This is a genomic window from Prevotella sp. tc2-28 (genome assembly GCF_900107705.1).
GTDB lineage: Bacteria > Bacteroidota > Bacteroidia > Bacteroidales > Bacteroidaceae > Prevotella.
Window position 1 is genome coordinate 352,369 of sequence record NZ_FNRE01000001.1, and the last position, 14,833, is coordinate 367,201.

The 14,833-nt window shown below is 48.8% G+C and carries 13 protein-coding genes; 8 read left to right on the forward strand and 5 right to left on the reverse strand.

Annotation, left to right across the window (positions count from 1 at the left end):
* Positions 1–132: 132 nt before the first annotated feature.
* From BLU47_RS01400 to tsaE, 4 genes are read left to right on the forward strand one after another with little or no spacing between them, the layout of a single operon-like run.
* A complete protein-coding gene (locus tag BLU47_RS01400; protein ID WP_091957422.1) occupies positions 133–1,392 on the forward strand; it encodes a 3-phosphoshikimate 1-carboxyvinyltransferase in 1,260 nt (419 codons plus the stop codon).
* Positions 1,377–4,499, forward strand: a complete 3,123-nt coding sequence (locus BLU47_RS01405; protein WP_091957423.1) for a type IX secretion system periplasmic lipoprotein PorW/SprE — start codon at positions 1,377–1,379, stop codon at positions 4,497–4,499. Before BLU47_RS01400 ends, BLU47_RS01405 begins: the two co-directional genes overlap by 16 nt.
* Before the next feature lie 5 nt (positions 4,500–4,504).
* The gene (locus BLU47_RS01410) at positions 4,505–6,055 is read left to right on the forward strand and encodes a T9SS response regulator signal transducer PorX (protein WP_091957425.1); all 1,551 of its coding nucleotides are present in this window, start codon (positions 4,505–4,507) and stop codon (positions 6,053–6,055) included.
* Positions 6,056–6,057: 2 nt separating this feature from the next.
* The gene (gene tsaE / locus BLU47_RS01415) at positions 6,058–6,471 is read left to right on the forward strand and encodes a tRNA (adenosine(37)-N6)-threonylcarbamoyltransferase complex ATPase subunit type 1 TsaE (protein ID WP_091957427.1); all 414 of its coding nucleotides are present in this window, start codon (positions 6,058–6,060) and stop codon (positions 6,469–6,471) included.
* On the opposite strand, the gene BLU47_RS01420 is transcribed toward tsaE, so the two are convergent.
* From BLU47_RS01420 to dnaE, 3 genes are all read right to left on the reverse strand, one after another.
* Positions 6,468–6,788: a hypothetical protein gene (locus BLU47_RS01420; RefSeq protein ID WP_143025419.1), complete on the reverse strand. Its 321-nt coding sequence runs from the start codon at positions 6,786–6,788 to the stop codon at positions 6,468–6,470. The genes tsaE and BLU47_RS01420 overlap by 4 nt on opposite strands.
* Before the next feature lie 3 nt (positions 6,789–6,791).
* The gene (gene trxA, locus BLU47_RS01425; RefSeq protein ID WP_091957430.1) at positions 6,792–7,106 is read right to left on the reverse strand and encodes a thioredoxin; all 315 of its coding nucleotides are present in this window, start codon (positions 7,104–7,106) and stop codon (positions 6,792–6,794) included.
* An 86-nt stretch (positions 7,107–7,192) separates the two neighbouring features.
* On the reverse strand, positions 7,193–10,915 hold the full coding sequence (dnaE, locus tag BLU47_RS01430; protein WP_091957432.1) for a DNA polymerase III subunit alpha: 3,723 nt from the start codon (positions 10,913–10,915) through the stop codon (positions 7,193–7,195).
* Between the two features lie 158 nt (positions 10,916–11,073).
* Here dnaE and BLU47_RS01435 point away from each other — a divergent pair, with 158 nt between their 5' ends.
* The 3 genes from BLU47_RS01435 to BLU47_RS01445 are packed head-to-tail and all read left to right on the forward strand — an operon-like array spanning position 11,074 to position 12,870.
* Positions 11,074–11,781: a phosphatidylserine decarboxylase family protein gene (locus BLU47_RS01435; protein WP_091957433.1), complete on the forward strand. Its 708-nt coding sequence runs from the start codon at positions 11,074–11,076 to the stop codon at positions 11,779–11,781.
* A gap of 27 nt (positions 11,782–11,808) precedes the next feature.
* Positions 11,809–12,495: a CDP-diacylglycerol--serine O-phosphatidyltransferase gene (pssA, locus tag BLU47_RS01440; RefSeq protein WP_091957435.1), complete on the forward strand. Its 687-nt coding sequence runs from the start codon at positions 11,809–11,811 to the stop codon at positions 12,493–12,495.
* A gap of 30 nt (positions 12,496–12,525) precedes the next feature.
* Complete coding sequence (locus BLU47_RS01445) at positions 12,526–12,870, forward strand: DUF4834 family protein (protein ID WP_091957436.1); 345 nt, start codon at positions 12,526–12,528, stop codon at positions 12,868–12,870.
* Here BLU47_RS01445 and pyrH read toward each other — a convergent pair whose 3' ends face one another.
* A complete protein-coding gene (pyrH, locus tag BLU47_RS01450; RefSeq protein WP_091957438.1) occupies positions 12,871–13,581 on the reverse strand; it encodes a UMP kinase in 711 nt (236 codons plus the stop codon). It abuts the gene before it with no gap.
* A 54-nt stretch (positions 13,582–13,635) separates the two neighbouring features.
* Positions 13,636–14,334 (reverse strand): biotin--[acetyl-CoA-carboxylase] ligase, encoded by a 699-nt coding sequence (locus tag BLU47_RS01455; RefSeq protein ID WP_091957439.1) that lies wholly within the window; start codon positions 14,332–14,334, stop codon positions 13,636–13,638.
* Between the two features lie 38 nt (positions 14,335–14,372).
* On the opposite strand from BLU47_RS01455, the gene BLU47_RS01460 reads away from it, so the two are divergent.
* A complete protein-coding gene (locus tag BLU47_RS01460; RefSeq protein WP_091957441.1) occupies positions 14,373–14,816 on the forward strand; it encodes a nucleoside deaminase in 444 nt (147 codons plus the stop codon).
* The last annotated feature ends 17 nt before the right edge of the window (positions 14,817–14,833 follow it).

Sequence of the window (14,833 nt, forward strand, 5' to 3'; positions counted from 1 at the left end):
TTTTTTTTAATCTTGCAAATTTTCCAACCATTTTTTAGTAAAAACATTGATAATTATTGTTATTTCCTTGCAGAATAAGCAAATTATTCGTACCTTTACACTCCAAATAAACAAAATCAAGACAAAACTGAGATGACACAATACGAGATAAAGGCTCCCCAGCTGCTAAACCAAACCATCAAACTACCGGCATCGAAAAGTATCTCGAACCGGGCGCTAATCATTCACGCCCTGTCAGAAGGAAGCATACTGCCTGACAACCTGTCAGACTGCGACGATACAGAAGTTATCATCGACGCACTGCACAACAAGCCTTACGAGATGAACATCAAAGCTGCAGGAACGGCGATGCGATTCATGACGTCATTCCTCTCTGTAAAAAAGGGAGAGGAACACGTGCTGACAGGCACTGAGCGCATGAAGCATCGTCCAATCGGGGTGCTGGTGGATGCACTACGTCAACTGGGTGCTGACATCAGTTACACTGGCGAAGAGGGGTTTCCTCCACTACGCATCAAAGGACAGCAACTGAAGGGGGGGCTGCTGGAAGTGCCAGGTAATATCAGTTCACAATACATCTCAGCATTGCTGATGATCGGACCGACACTCAGTGACGGACTGACCCTGCGACTGACAGGAAAAATCATCTCACGACCATACATCGACCTGACACTATGGACAATGCGTGAGTTTGGAGCAGAAGCCGACTGGAGCAGCTACGAGACCATCACAGTACAACCCAAGCCCTATCGTGAGCGCACCTATTATATTGAGAACGACTGGAGCGCCGCCTCCTATTGGTATGAGATGGTAGCACTGTCGAAAAACCGAGACAACGTGGTCAGACTGGAAGGTCTGATGGATGGTTCTAAACAGGGTGACTCCAGCGTGCGCTACATTTTCAGTCTGCTAGGAGTCAAGACGACCTTTGAGACCACCGAAGAAGGCGTACCTACAACGGTGACCCTGCGAAACACACTACATACAGTACCCCGATTGGAGTACGACTTTGTAAACTCACCCGATCTGGCACAAACCTTCGTCGTGTGTTGCGCACTGATGAATGTCCCGTTCCATTTCCGGGGGCTTTCAACACTGAAAATCAAGGAAACAGACCGTATAGAAGCACTGAAATGCGAGATGCGCAAACTGGGATACGTCCTCCGCGACGTGAATGACAGCGAGTTGATATGGGACGGAGAACGCTGTGCTCCTCAGGAAGAAATCGCTATTGACACGTATGAGGATCACCGTATGGCACTAGCCTTCGCCCCTGCAGCTTTCGTCGTCGACGGGCTACGCATCAATAATCCACAAGTCGTTTCAAAATCCTATCCACACTTTTGGGAGGACATCAAAACTGCAGGCTTTGAACTATGCAATTTCTGCTGATTGTCATCATATCACTGGTTGCCCTGGGCATCGTTGCCGCCATCTTCTCTGCTGGCGACAAAGATGATCCTATCGTACAGAAAGAGGGTGACTGTGCATCGTGCACCAGCAGAACGGAATGTAAGTTGGCAGACTTGAAAGACGAGGTTAGGAAGAAAAAGGAAGAGAAGTGTCATGAGACCACATTGCTTCTACTGATACTTATCTCATGCACCCTATTCATCGGGTGTTCAACGAAGAAGAACACACCACAAAGTCGATTCTGGCAGTCATTCACTGCCCGATACAACACCTATTTCAATGGTTCGCAGGCTTTCATCGAAGGCAGCATAGAGAAAGAGAACGGCAATCGCGACAACTGCACAGAACTGATACCGCTCTACACGGTAAGCAACAAACAAAGCCGCTCATTGGGTAGCGGACAGTTTGACCGCGCCATTGAGAAATCACAGAAAGCCATTAAGCTACATAGCATTAAAAAACGCCCTGAATGGGATAAGGGACGACGTAAGACTGCCAAGGACATCGAGTGGCTGAGCCGTCGCGAGTACAATCCTTTCCTTTGGCGTGCCTGGCTACTGATGGGTAAGTCGCAGTTTCAGAAAGGAGAATTTGAAGAAGCTGCTGCCACCTTTGCCTATATGGCACGCCTTTATCAGACACAGCCTGCCATATTGGGCATTGCCCGTGCCTGGCTAGCCAAAAGCTACACGGAAATGGACTGGCTCTACGAGGCTGAGGATATCATCACCAAGCAACGACGTGACTCAATGGACTATCGTGCCGTCAAAGACTGGGACTACACGATGGCAGACTACTACCTGCATAGTCAACGCTATGAAGAGGCTGCCGACTATCTGCGAAAGGTTATCAGACATGAGCGCAGACGAAAGCAGAAAGCCCGTGAGTGGTTCCTGATGGGACAACTACAGACCATCCTGGGCAACACGGAAAAGGCCTATGATGCCTATCGCCATGTGATACGACTGAATCCACCTTACGAACTAGAGTTCAATGCACGCATAGCCCAAACTGAAGTGATGCCAGCCAGCAGTGCCAGTCAGAAAATCAAGAAACTCAAACGTATGGCAGCGTCAGACAACAATAAAGAATACTTGGATCAAGTGTACTATGCTATTGGCAACACCTATCTGGCGCAACAAGACACGCTGCAAGCCATCGAAGCTTACGAGAAAGGTTGCACGCAGTCTGTGCGAAATGGCATCGAGAAGGGCGTGCTCCTGCTGACATTAGGCAACGTATATTGGCAAAAGGAACAATTTGCCGATGCGCAACGTTGCTACGGACAGGCCATCGGCCTGTTGGACAAGGACCGTAAGGACTATGAGCAACTTTCTGAGCGCTCGAAAGTGCTCGACGAGTTGGTGCCTTTCACCTCAGCCATCGAACTACAAGACTCACTGCAACGTTTGTCGTACATGTCCGAGGAGCAGCGCAACGCAATCATCGATCGACTGATAGCCGAACTCATCCAGAAGGAGAAGGAAGAGAAACGGGCACAAGAAGAAGCGGAAGCAGAGGATTACATACAACGAGCATCAGCGCAAGGGGGTGGAGAAATGCTCCCCCAGCCTTCCCGTCCCATCACAACAACAACGACAACCAACCAAGGTGCTTGGTATTTCTACAACCCGCAGGCCGTCAGTCAAGGTAAACAGCAGTTCCAAAGACTATGGGGTAAGCGCGACAACCAGGACAACTGGCAACGCGCCAACTTAACAGTAGTGGCCAATCCAGAACTCTCAGAAGCCACAAAAGACCCTGAAATTCCAGAAGGTTCTGAAGCCCCAGGAGCCTCAGAGACCCCAGAAGGCTCTGGCACGCAGACTCCCATTGCCAACGACAGCACTACCAACGACCCACACCAGCGGGCACACTACTTGGCACAGATTCCTTTCACCGAAGAACAAAGGGCTGCCAGTGACGTCATCATCAAAGACGGCCTGTTGCATGCTGGCATCATTTTCAAAGACAAGTTGGACAACCTGACGCTAAGCAAGAAACACCTCTTGCGCCTTACCACTCAATATGCTGACTACGAACACAACGACGAGGCATTATACCACCTATACTTGCTCTATTCACGACAGGGACTACATGAGGAGGCTGCCAACTGTGTGACACTGTTACAACAACAGTTCCCAGAGAGTCAATGGACAACGTTACTCTCAGACCCCCACTTCGCTGAGAACCAGCGTTTTGGTGTGCACATAGAAGACTCGCTATACGCTGCTACATACGAGGCTTTCAAGGCTAATCGCCACGATGAGGTAAGTGCAAACACCAACCTGTCGGCGGAACGTTTCCCCTTGGGGCAACACCGTCCGAAGTTCCTGTTCATCGAAGGACTAAGCCAGCTTAATGAGGGCGATGCCAATAGTTGTGAGCAACATATGAAGGAGGTTGTCGAGCAATATCCGCAGAGTGAGGTCACGGAACTGGCAGGTATGATTCTACGCGGCATACAACAAGGACGCCAGTTGCACGGCGGTAAGTTCGACATAGGCGATATTTGGTCACGACGCAGTATCGCCAAGAGTGCTGCTGACTCTGCGCACATTGACACACTGAGCATCGAGCGTGACATCAAGCATGTGTTCCTGTTGGCGTATCAACCTGACTCCGTCAACCAGAACCAGTTGCTCTATGAGATGGCGAAGCATAACTTCTCAAACTATCTGGTACGTAACTTTGAGATTGTTACTGACCAAGATGCCAACGGACTATGCAGGATGATTATCAGTGGATTCCTGAACTACGACGAGGCGCGCCAGTATGCGCGTCAGCTACATGCAGCAACAGGACCGCTGGCAGAACTGATGAGTCACTGCCGGAGCCTCATTGTGAGCGAACAAAACCTTCCGTTATTGGGCACATCGTTCAGCTATGCAGACTATGAATTGTTCTACGAAAAACGACTGGCTCCCATCAAGATTTCCAAACAGCCGTTGCTGGAAGAGCCGGAAACCATCATCCAAGAACAGGAAACCGATGAGGAAGAACAACAGAACGATGACCCGCTGTTCAACGAGACACAGCAGCAGAATAGTGGTTATATAGAATTCGATGATGATTTTTGGAGATAAGAAATATGACAAACGGACTATTACTTTGGGCTGACGACGAGATTGAGCTGCTAAGAGCTCATCTGATCTTTCTGGAAAAGAAAGGCTATGAGGTGGTAACTGTCACCAATGGCACAGATGCCATCGAAGAATGCAAGAAACGTACATTCGACCTAGTTCTGCTTGACGAGATGATGCCTGGACTGTCTGGCCTTGAAACCTTGCAGCGCATCAAGGAGTTTGCTCCGCAACTGCCCGTCGTAATGGTGACCAAGAGCGAGGAGGAAGACATCATGAACCAAGCCATTGGCCGACAGATTGCCGACTACCTCATCAAACCTGTCAACCCCAACCAAATACTGCTGTCACTGAAAAAGAACATCCACCGCAAAGAGATTGTGACAGAGGCCGTACAAACAGGCTATCAACAACAATTCCAGCAATTGTCCATGCAGATTATGGACTGTCAGACGTGGCAAGACTGGACTGACATCTACAAACGACTGGTACACTGGGAACTGGAACTCAGTGCTACTGACTCGCAGATGACGGAAATGCTTAATATGCAGAAAGGAGAAGCCAACAGAGGATTCGCCAAATACATCAAGAAGCACTACATGGATTGGATGACGACCGACGACCATCCCATGCTGTCGCCTGAGCTCTTCAAAACCAAGGTATTCCCACTGCTAAACGAAGGACAGAAGGTATTCCTTGTCGTTCTTGACAATTTCCGTTACGACCAGTGGAAGATGCTGGAACGGGAGATTAGTGACATTTTCGAGATTGACGAGGATGTTTATTGCAGCATCCTGCCTACTGCCACACAGTATGCGCGCAACGCCATCTTCTCAGGATTGATGCCCGAACAAATCCACAAGATGTTCCCCGAGTTGTGGGTAGACGAAGACGAGGATGAGGGCAAGAACCTGAATGAAGAGCCGCTAATTCGCACACAACTCGAGCGATATCGCAGAAAGAATACGTTCTCATACCATAAGATTAACACATCGGCAGAGGCCGACAAATTACTGGCCCAGTTAAACGACTTGCAGAAAAACGATTTGAACGTGGCGGTGTTCAACTTCATTGACATGCTGTCACATGCACGTACAGAGTCAAAGATGGTACGTGAACTGGCCAACAACGAGTCTGCATACCGTAGCATTACGCTGTCGTGGTTCCGCCACTCCACCATTTCCGATATCTTCCGCCAACTGGCACAGAGCGACTACCGCGTCATTATCACGACAGACCATGGTTCCATACGCGCAACAAATCCTGTCAAGATTATCGGTGACCGCAACACAAACACCAACTTGCGCTATAAGTTGGGCAAGAACCTGGCATATGAGTCGAAGGATCTCTTCACCATCAAAGAACCGCACAAGGCACAATTGCCAACCCCTAACTTGTCGACCAGTTACGTGTTTGCTACCGGAGACGACTTCCTAGCCTATCCCAACAACTACAACTACTATGTCTCCTACTATCGCAACACGTTCCAGCACGGAGGCATATCCATGGAGGAAATGATTATCCCCATTATCACGATGAGAAGTAAAAAAACAAGATAACAATGGAAATAAGAATAGACCATTTAGACAACATCCGTGTTGCCGCACAGGAATTCATCGCACATATCGGCGATTCAAAGGTCTTTGCCTTCTACGGTAAGATGGGGGCAGGAAAGACCACCTTTGTCAAGGCCATCTGCGAGGAGCTGGGCGTAGAGGACGTCATTACCAGCCCTACCTTCGCTATTATCAATGAGTATACCACCGGCCAAGAGCAAACAGCCATCTACCATTTCGATTTCTACCGCATCAAGAAGTTAGAGGAGGTTTATGACATGGGCTATGAAGATTATTTCTATAGCGGTGCCCTCTGTTTTATCGAATGGCCCGAGCTGATAGAAGAAATATTGCCCGATGATGCTGTTCGCGTCAACATCACCGAGCAACCAGACGGTAGCAGGCTCGTCACCTTTTAGAGGGTCTGCTCCTGATAGTCCAAATCAGCCTGGACAACGAAGAATACCTCGTCGGCTTGATAGTCGCCCAGCCCTTCTTTTTTGGCTTTCTTGCAAATGGCATCAGCCACTTGCTCCAAGTCGATTTCTATCTCATCGTCATCCAAATCAAGCACTCCGCTCTCATAGTAATATTCGACGATAAGATCCATCAGACGAAGGATCTCTTCTTTTGTAAAGCGCTCCTTCAAGTCTGAAGGCAATTGGCTTAGGATGAAATCCGCCTCGCGGGCATCTTCCTCAGCATCCATTCGCAATTCTTCGTCAAGAGTAGCCATAGCTTAGAGTAATGACTGAAACTTCTCTTCTATCTTAGCCTTGGGCTGAGCACCTACCAGTTTGTCAACCACCTGGCCGTTCTTGAAGAAAAGGATGGTGGGAATGTTACGAATACCAAACTCTACAGCCAGGTCTTCGTTCTCCTCAACGTCACACTTACCTACGGCTATCTTACCGTCGTATTGCTCTGCCAACTCTGCAATAACAGGGCCTACCATACGGCAAGGGCCACACCAAGTTGCCCAGAAATCAACTACTAATGGCTGACTGCCATTCTTCAGGCTCTCAAAATTCTCGTTTGTGATTGTTACTTCCATAATTCTTAATTTACAATTATACAATTTACGATTTACAACTTATTGTCTATTTAGCTATTTACAAATTCCGTGCCAACTCCCTGCTGCTAATTAATCTTATAGTCCAATGCTTCGGTCTGTTCGATATACTGAATGAGCGAGCTCTTCACGTCGACAGACTTTGAGGCACTGCGAAGCAAGACGTGATTCTTGCCTGTTGAGTCATGCAACTGGAAGAAGAGTTTGGTAGTACCTGGACTCTCGTTTATCAACTCACCCAGCTCCATTACCACAGCATCGTTCAGCAGGTCGGTGGTCAGCGAGATGGTGATACGGTCGATAGCCTTGTCTTTGACCGTCTGCAGATACTCAATATTCTGTACCTTCAGACTCATGATATCACTATATTGGAAGCGCGGCTGTACCTTGGCAGTAATATAGACTGACGCCCCTTCGGTGAACATACCACTCCAGCGTCCCCAGTCTTCACCAAACAGCGCCAGTTCACCACTTCCCTTGAAGTCTTCCAAAGTGACAAAGCCACAAGGATTGCCACGTTTATCAAAGCGGGTACGGACAGCCGTAACGATACCCCCGATAATCACATCCTCACGGTCCTTCAAACTGTCGACATCTGCCAATTCCTCACATCGGGTATTACACAAGTTGTCAAGAACGATTTTAAACTCATCCAACGGGTGAGCCGACAGGTAGATTCCTACCAGTTCACGCTCTTTGTTCAGTCGTTCTATATCGCTCCATCTCACCTCCGACTTCAGCAAAGGAGGTGTCTGTATCTCCAGATCATCAAAGCCACCAAAGAGAGAGGTTTGTGCCTGTTGCTTCTCCGTCTGATAAGTCTGTCCGTAACGCATAATAGTGTCTATGAAGGTCTCTCCCTTGGTATTTTGCGCAAAGAAGTCCTCACGACGGATGCCGAAACTGTCGAAGCCACCACTCAGTGCCAGCGACTCGAAAGCCTTGCGGTTGATGGAACTGAAATTGATGCGCTGTACAAAATCAAAGATGTCCTTGTATGGTCCATTGGCCTCACGCTCGTCGATGATAGCCTGCGCCACACCGTCACCCATGCCCTTGATAGCAGCCAGTCCGAAGCGTATCTCACCTTTTTTATTAACACCAAACTTCTGGTACGATTCATTGACATCAGGACCCAACGTAGCAATACCCATGGCCTTGCACTCGTCCATCAATTTGGTGATTTCCGTAATCTGGTCACGACGTCGCGACATAATGGCAGCCATGAACTCTGCAGGATAGTTGGCCTTGAGGTAAGCAGTCTGGAAAGCTACCCACGAGTAGCAGGCGGCATGTGACTTGTTGAAAGCGTAGGAAGCGAAAGCCTCCCAGTCACTCCATATCTTCTCCAGCACCTTGGGATCATGACCGTTCTTCTTGCCACCCTCAATGAACTTAGGCTTCATGGCGTCGACGATATCCTTTTTCTTCTTACCCATCGCCTTACGCAGGGCGTCACTCTCACCACGGGTGAAATCAGCCAGCAGACGACTGAGCAACATCACTTGCTCCTGATAGACGGTGATACCATAGGTATCCTTCAGATACTTCTCCATAACAGGGATATCGTAGGTAATAGGCTCTTCACCATGCTTACGACGAATGAACTGCGGGATATAACCCATAGGGCCCGGACGGTATAGGGCGTTCATGGCGATGAGGTCCTCAAAAACAGTGGGCTGCAGCTCACGCAGGTATTTCTGCATACCTGCAGATTCAAACTGGAATGTACCAATGGTGCGTCCTTGCTGATAGAGTTCATAGGTCTTAGGGTCGTCGATGGGAATGTTGTCAAGGTCGACATCAATGCCACGCGTCTGTTTGATGACGGCACAGCACTCCTTCATCTCCGACAACGTCTTCAGTCCCAAGAAGTCCATCTTGATAAGACCTGTCGACTCAATGACGTGACCATCATACTGTGTACAGTTGGTTTTTACATCCTTGAAGTCGGGGTCATCAGCAGTAGAGACAGGCACCCAGTCAGAAATCGGGTCACGGCAGATGATAAAGCCACAGGCATGGATACCAGTACCACGTACCGTACCCTCCAGCATCTTGGCATACTTGATGGTGTTGCGCAATGCCTGATCGGTAGAAGCCTCAGCCTCCTGCAACTCCTTTACAGCCTTGATGGCATTAGGCAGATTCATCTTCGGTGTCTTGCCATCAACATCAGGCAAGCGATCGGGAATAGCCTTACAGAGGGCATTGGTAACATTCAATGGTACCTTTTCCACACGGGCCACATCCTTAATGGAGTTCTTTGTGGCCATCGTGGCATAGGTAATGATATGTGCACAGTTCTCATGTCCGTACTTGTCCTCTACCCATTTCAACACGCGTCCACGTCCGTCGTCGTCGAAGTCGGTGTCGATATCAGGCAATGAAATACGGTCTGGATTCAGGAAACGCTCAAACAGCAAGTCGTATTTCAACGGGTCTATCTTCGTAATACCCAGGCAATAGGCCACTACGGAGCCTGCGGCAGATCCACGACCAGGACCCACCATCACACCTAACTCGTCGCGGGCAGAGTTGATGAAGTCCTGCACGATGAGGAAGTAACCCGGAAAACCCATCGTCTTCATGATATGCAGTTCGAAACGTACTCGGTCGTCGACCTCCTTAGGCAGAGGACTCCCATAACGACGGACAGCTCCCTCGTAGGCGAGCTTAGCCAGATAGTCGGCCTCAAACTTGATACGATACAGTTTGTCGTAACCTCCTAGTTTTTTGATTTTCTTCTCGCCTTCCTCCTGTGGCAACTGGTTCTCGCCATTCTCGTCAGAGGTAAACTCCTTGAACAAGTCTTCCTCCGTGAACTTCTCGCGCCACTTTTCCTCAGTACCGAAATCCTCAGGAATCGGGAAGAAGGGCATGATCGGGTCATGGTCGATGCTGTATATCTCTATCTTGTCAAGTATCTCCAACGTGTTCGACAGTGCCTCTGGCACATCACCGAACACCTCGTTCATCTCCTCACGCGTCTTGAACCATTCCTGTTTCGAGTAGAGCATACGCGTCGGATCGTCCAAGTCCTTACCTGTCGCCAAGCAGAGCAGGTGATCGTGAGCCTCAGCATTCTCCTGGTCTACGAAATGGGCATCATTGGTACAAACCAGTTTGATGCCATACTCGTGAGCCAGCTCAATCAGCACCTTGTTAGCCTTCTCCTGCAGGGGGAACGTTTCACGGTTGGCACGGATAGTGGGATCCTTTACCTCATGGCGCTGCAGTTCCAAGTAATAATCATCACCGAACACACGATGATACCATTCAATGGCCTCGCGGGCTCCTTCTATGTCGCCGTTCAGAATTTTCTTGGGCACCTCTCCAGCGATACATGCCGAACAGACGATGAGTCCTTCATGGTATTTCTCCAAGTCTTCACGGTCCGTACGTGGACGCATATAGAAACCATCCACCCACGAGCGGCTCACCAGTTTGATGAGGTTCTTATATCCATGATAGTTCTTGGCCAACACGATTAGGTGGTAACCACCTTGGTGTTTCTTGTCATCCTTGAGTGACTTCGAACCATAGCGTGACACATACATCTCGCAGCCGAAGATAGGAACAAACGGCGGCAGTCCTTCCTTCTTGCGTCCTTTATTGACACCACCCACATAGTCATGAAATTCCTTTATACCGAACATATCACCATGATCGGTAATTGCCATGCCGCGCATGCCATTGGCAACAGCTTTGTCTACCAGCCGTTTGATACTCGACTGACCATCCAGGATGGAGTAATAAGTATGTACATGTAAGTGAATAAAATCTTCCATTTTGTCTATTTTGAGGTTCAAAGATAAGGTTAAAACCCGAAATAACCAAAAAAATTCATAATTATTAAGGGCTAAATGTAAATTCTTCACTTTTAACTTTTCTCTTCACACTTTTTTTCGTACCTTTGCATCAACAATAAAACTACTGACACCATCTCATGGGAGAAAGAATAAAGAAACTCAAGAAAATCAGAATACACCGCGAAGGCACTAGCGAACTGTGGTATGCTGCCATCGCAATAATAGCTGTCAACCTGTTCTTTTGGTTCGTACTTAATGCCATCCATCCGTTGGCAAGGCATTTTGTGATGCCCATCACCTTAGGCATCGGTGCATTCATCTGGCTGTCTATGCTCAACTTCTACCGCTGTCCTATCCGCTATTTCAATGGCGATACAGAAAAGTTAGTGGTAGCGCCTGCTGACGGTAAGATTGTCGTCATAGAGGACGTCGAGGAACATGAGTATTTCCACGACAAGCGACTCATGATCAGCATCTTCATGAGTCCGCTGAATGTACATGCCAACTGGTTCCCCGTTGACGGCAAAGTGAAGTTTGTCCAGCATTTCAACGGCAACTACCACAAGGCATGGCTTCCGAAAGCCAGCGAGGAGAACGAACATGCAGACATCATGATAGAGACCCCTGACGGTCAAGAGATATTGGTACGCCAGATAGCAGGAGCCATGGCTCGCCGTATCGTTACCTATGCCAAAGCTGACGAGGAATGCTACATCGACGAACACCTGGGATTCATCAAACTAGGTTCACGCGTTGATGTCTACCTGCCACTGACTGCCAAGGCCTGTGTAACCATGGGACAACCCACAACAGGTGACCAAACCGTTATCGCCAAACTGGCATAATGTTCAACCTTCAATGTTCAATGTTTAATGTTTAAGAAGCATATTCCCAATAGCATTACGTGCCTGAATCTGATTTCAGGATGTATAGCTACCTACTGGGCTTTCCAAGGCGATGCCCAGCTGGCACTGCTCTTCATTGTCATCGGTGCTGTTTTCGACTTCTTCGATGGCATGGTGGCTCGTTTGCTGCATGTATCCTCTCCTATTGGCAAGGAACTTGACTCACTGGCTGACGACATCACCTTCGGCTTTGCACCCTCGGCCATCGTGTTCAACTTTCTCGTACCGCTCACCACTCACCTCTCACCGATTATCCCTTATTTGGCCTTCATCATGGCTGCTTTCTCAGCACTGCGTCTGGCCAAATTCAACCTGGATAAGCGACAAGCCTTGGGATTCATCGGACTTCCCACACCTGCCAACGCCCTGTTTTGGGGGGCATTACTAGTAGGATTGGGGGAAGAGATTGCCACCCTACCCTATGCAGGCTATCTGATCCTGGCAGGCGTACTCATCAGCAGCTATCTGCTGGTATCCGAGATTCCCATGTTTGCTCTGAAATTCAAGTCATGGGGATGGCAAGGCAACGAAGTAAAGTATATCTTCTTGCTGACCTGCATTCCTCTGTTACTGCTGCTGGAGGTCAGCGGACTGGCAGCCATCATCGCATGGTATGTCATTCTGTCAGTAGCCAATACCCAGCTCGCCAAATAACAGCAAACCCAAATAACTAAAAACATCACTATGATTAAAAGTATTCTTGGCTTCCTACTATTCATTTTCTGCCTCGGCGTCCTTATTGTGATGCTGACAGGAAGTTATATCCTCAAGAAATTCAAGGACTTACGTAAGGCTGCCGAGGATGCTGCCGAGCAACAAGCTTTCCGCTATCGTGAAGAGACAGGACGCCAGCGTCAGCAATACAGCACACGCAACACTCGACAGGCGCAAGGCGCACAGACAGAGCAGCCGCGTCAGACCACGATGGCTACCGGTGAGACCATCATAGACAATCGCCGCCAAGACCGTGAAAACAAGAAGATTTTCGACGATTCTGACGGCGAATATGTAGAGTTCGAGGAAGCGTAATTAATTACGTACTAGCGTACCGATTTCCTCACCATCCATTACTTTCTTTAAGTTACCAACCACATCCATGTTAAAGACATAGATGGGCAGGTTGTTGTCCTGACACATACAGATGGCGGTCAGGTCCATGACTTTCAGTCCGCGTGCCAGCACTTCCTTGTAAGTGATGACATCGAACTTCGTAGCTGTGGGATCCTTCTCAGGGTCTGCCGTATAAATGCCATCCACACGCGTACCCTTCAGCATCACGTCGGCTTCAATCTCGATACCACGCAGACTCGAACCGGTGTCTGTCGTAAAGTAAGGCGAGCCCGTTCCTGCCGAGAAAATGCACACATAGCCAGCCTCCATTGCTTCGATAGCTTTCCACTTGGTATAGAACTCACCGATAGGCTCCATGCGGATAGCCGTCAGCACCTTGTTTTTCACACCGATGGCACCCAAAGCAGACGACAAGGCCAGCGAGTTGATAACCGTAGCACACATGCCCATCTGGTCGCCCTTCACACGGTCGAAGCCTTTCTGCGATCCACTCAGTCCGCGGAAGATATTACCACCACCAATGACGATGCCTATCTGGACACCCATCTCACTCACTTCCTTAATCTGACGTGCATAGTCACTCAAGCGTTCAGGATCAATGCCGTAGCCTTGCTTACCCATCAGGCTCTCGCCCGATAACTTCAATAGAATTCTTTTAAATCTTGCCATAGTTTTCTTTTAATATTTAGACATTTCGATGTTTCGAGGATTCGAAGCCTCATCTCAGATGAAGGTCACTTCCTTGAATGCATAACGGCGCATCTTACTTTCTTCGTCACATAATACTAGATGTCCGTCGTCCTCCACCGTTACCAGCTCAGCCATAAAGGCACCGTCGCGGTCTGCATAGGGATAGAATCCCTTGTGGCGGTACAGCATTGACAGATATTGATTCCTGACATCCTTTACCATATAATCATCAAAGGCCCGCAAAATCTGATTCAGCAGTTGGTCACGATCGGTCTCATGCTCACAAATCTGCCATAACGACACCGGGTTGGGAGCATCACTATGAAACACACGCTGATTAACGTTCAGTCCCACACCGATGATACTATCCCTAATGACGCTGCCTTGAATGCGGTTCTCTATCAAGATACCACCTATTTTACCATCTCGCCAATAGATATCATTGGGCCATTTAATGCTCAGGTCGCCGATGTATTGTCCCAAGGTCTCACAGATAGCCAGCGACACAACCATTGATAGATGGAATTGTTTTGTCACCGGCACCTGCTGAGGATGTATCAGCATGGAGAACAGCAGGTTTTTCCCTCGCTCACTCTCCCAATGGTTTGTGCCGCAACCTCTTCCGGCTGTCTGGAAATCTGCCCATACCACCACATCATCCTCCCCGCCCTGCTCACGAAGCCAGCGGTTGGTAGAATCCGTCTCGTCAATATGAATGATTTTCCATTCCATGTTGCAAAAGTACGAAATATTTTTCGTAATTTTGCATTATGGAACAACAAAATAAAGACGAACAGTATATGCGCAAGGCACTTGCCGAGGCGCAGCAAGCCTTTGACGAGGGAGAAATCCCCATTGGAGCTGTAGTGGTCTGTCAGGACCATATCATTGCACGAGCCCACAACCTGACCGAAACGCTGCACGACGTGACAGCTCATGCCGAGATGCAGGCAATCACCGCTGCTGCCAACGAGTTAGGCGGCAAGTATCTGACCGACTGCACGCTCTATGTTACCGTGGAACCCTGCACGATGTGTGCCGGAGCTTTAGGATGGAGCCAGATACCCCGCATCGTCTATGGCTGTCGCGACGAGAAAAGAGGCTACCACGACTATGCACCTCACGCCTTACACCCTAAATGCACAGTGACTGCCGGCATCTTGGAAGAGGAATGCAGACAGCTGATGCAAGAGTTCTTCAAACAAAAACGGTAGGCTTTCGTGTGCCTACC

Excerpts from the sequence above, each read along its gene's own strand:
- BLU47_RS01400 (WP_091957422.1), top strand. The coding sequence starts at position 133 with ATGACACAATACGAGATAAAGGCTCCCCAGCTGCTAAACCAAACCATC.
- BLU47_RS01405 (WP_091957423.1), top strand. The coding sequence starts at position 1,377 with ATGCAATTTCTGCTGATTGTCATCATATCACTGGTTGCCCTGGGCATC.
- BLU47_RS01410 (WP_091957425.1), top strand. The coding sequence starts at position 4,505 with ATGACAAACGGACTATTACTTTGGGCTGACGACGAGATTGAGCTGCTA.
- tsaE (WP_091957427.1), top strand. The coding sequence starts at position 6,058 with ATGGAAATAAGAATAGACCATTTAGACAACATCCGTGTTGCCGCACAG.
- BLU47_RS01420 (WP_143025419.1), bottom strand. The coding sequence starts at position 6,788 with ATGGCTACTCTTGACGAAGAATTGCGAATGGATGCTGAGGAAGATGCC.
- trxA (WP_091957430.1), bottom strand. The coding sequence starts at position 7,106 with ATGGAAGTAACAATCACAAACGAGAATTTTGAGAGCCTGAAGAATGGC.
- dnaE (WP_091957432.1), bottom strand. The coding sequence starts at position 10,915 with ATGGAAGATTTTATTCACTTACATGTACATACTTATTACTCCATCCTG.
- BLU47_RS01435 (WP_091957433.1), top strand. The coding sequence starts at position 11,074 with ATGGGAGAAAGAATAAAGAAACTCAAGAAAATCAGAATACACCGCGAA.
- pssA (WP_091957435.1), top strand. The coding sequence starts at position 11,809 with ATGTTTAAGAAGCATATTCCCAATAGCATTACGTGCCTGAATCTGATT.
- BLU47_RS01445 (WP_091957436.1), top strand. The coding sequence starts at position 12,526 with ATGATTAAAAGTATTCTTGGCTTCCTACTATTCATTTTCTGCCTCGGC.
- pyrH (WP_091957438.1), bottom strand. The coding sequence starts at position 13,581 with ATGGCAAGATTTAAAAGAATTCTATTGAAGTTATCGGGCGAGAGCCTG.
- BLU47_RS01455 (WP_091957439.1), bottom strand. The coding sequence starts at position 14,334 with ATGGAATGGAAAATCATTCATATTGACGAGACGGATTCTACCAACCGC.
- BLU47_RS01460 (WP_091957441.1), top strand. The coding sequence starts at position 14,373 with ATGGAACAACAAAATAAAGACGAACAGTATATGCGCAAGGCACTTGCC.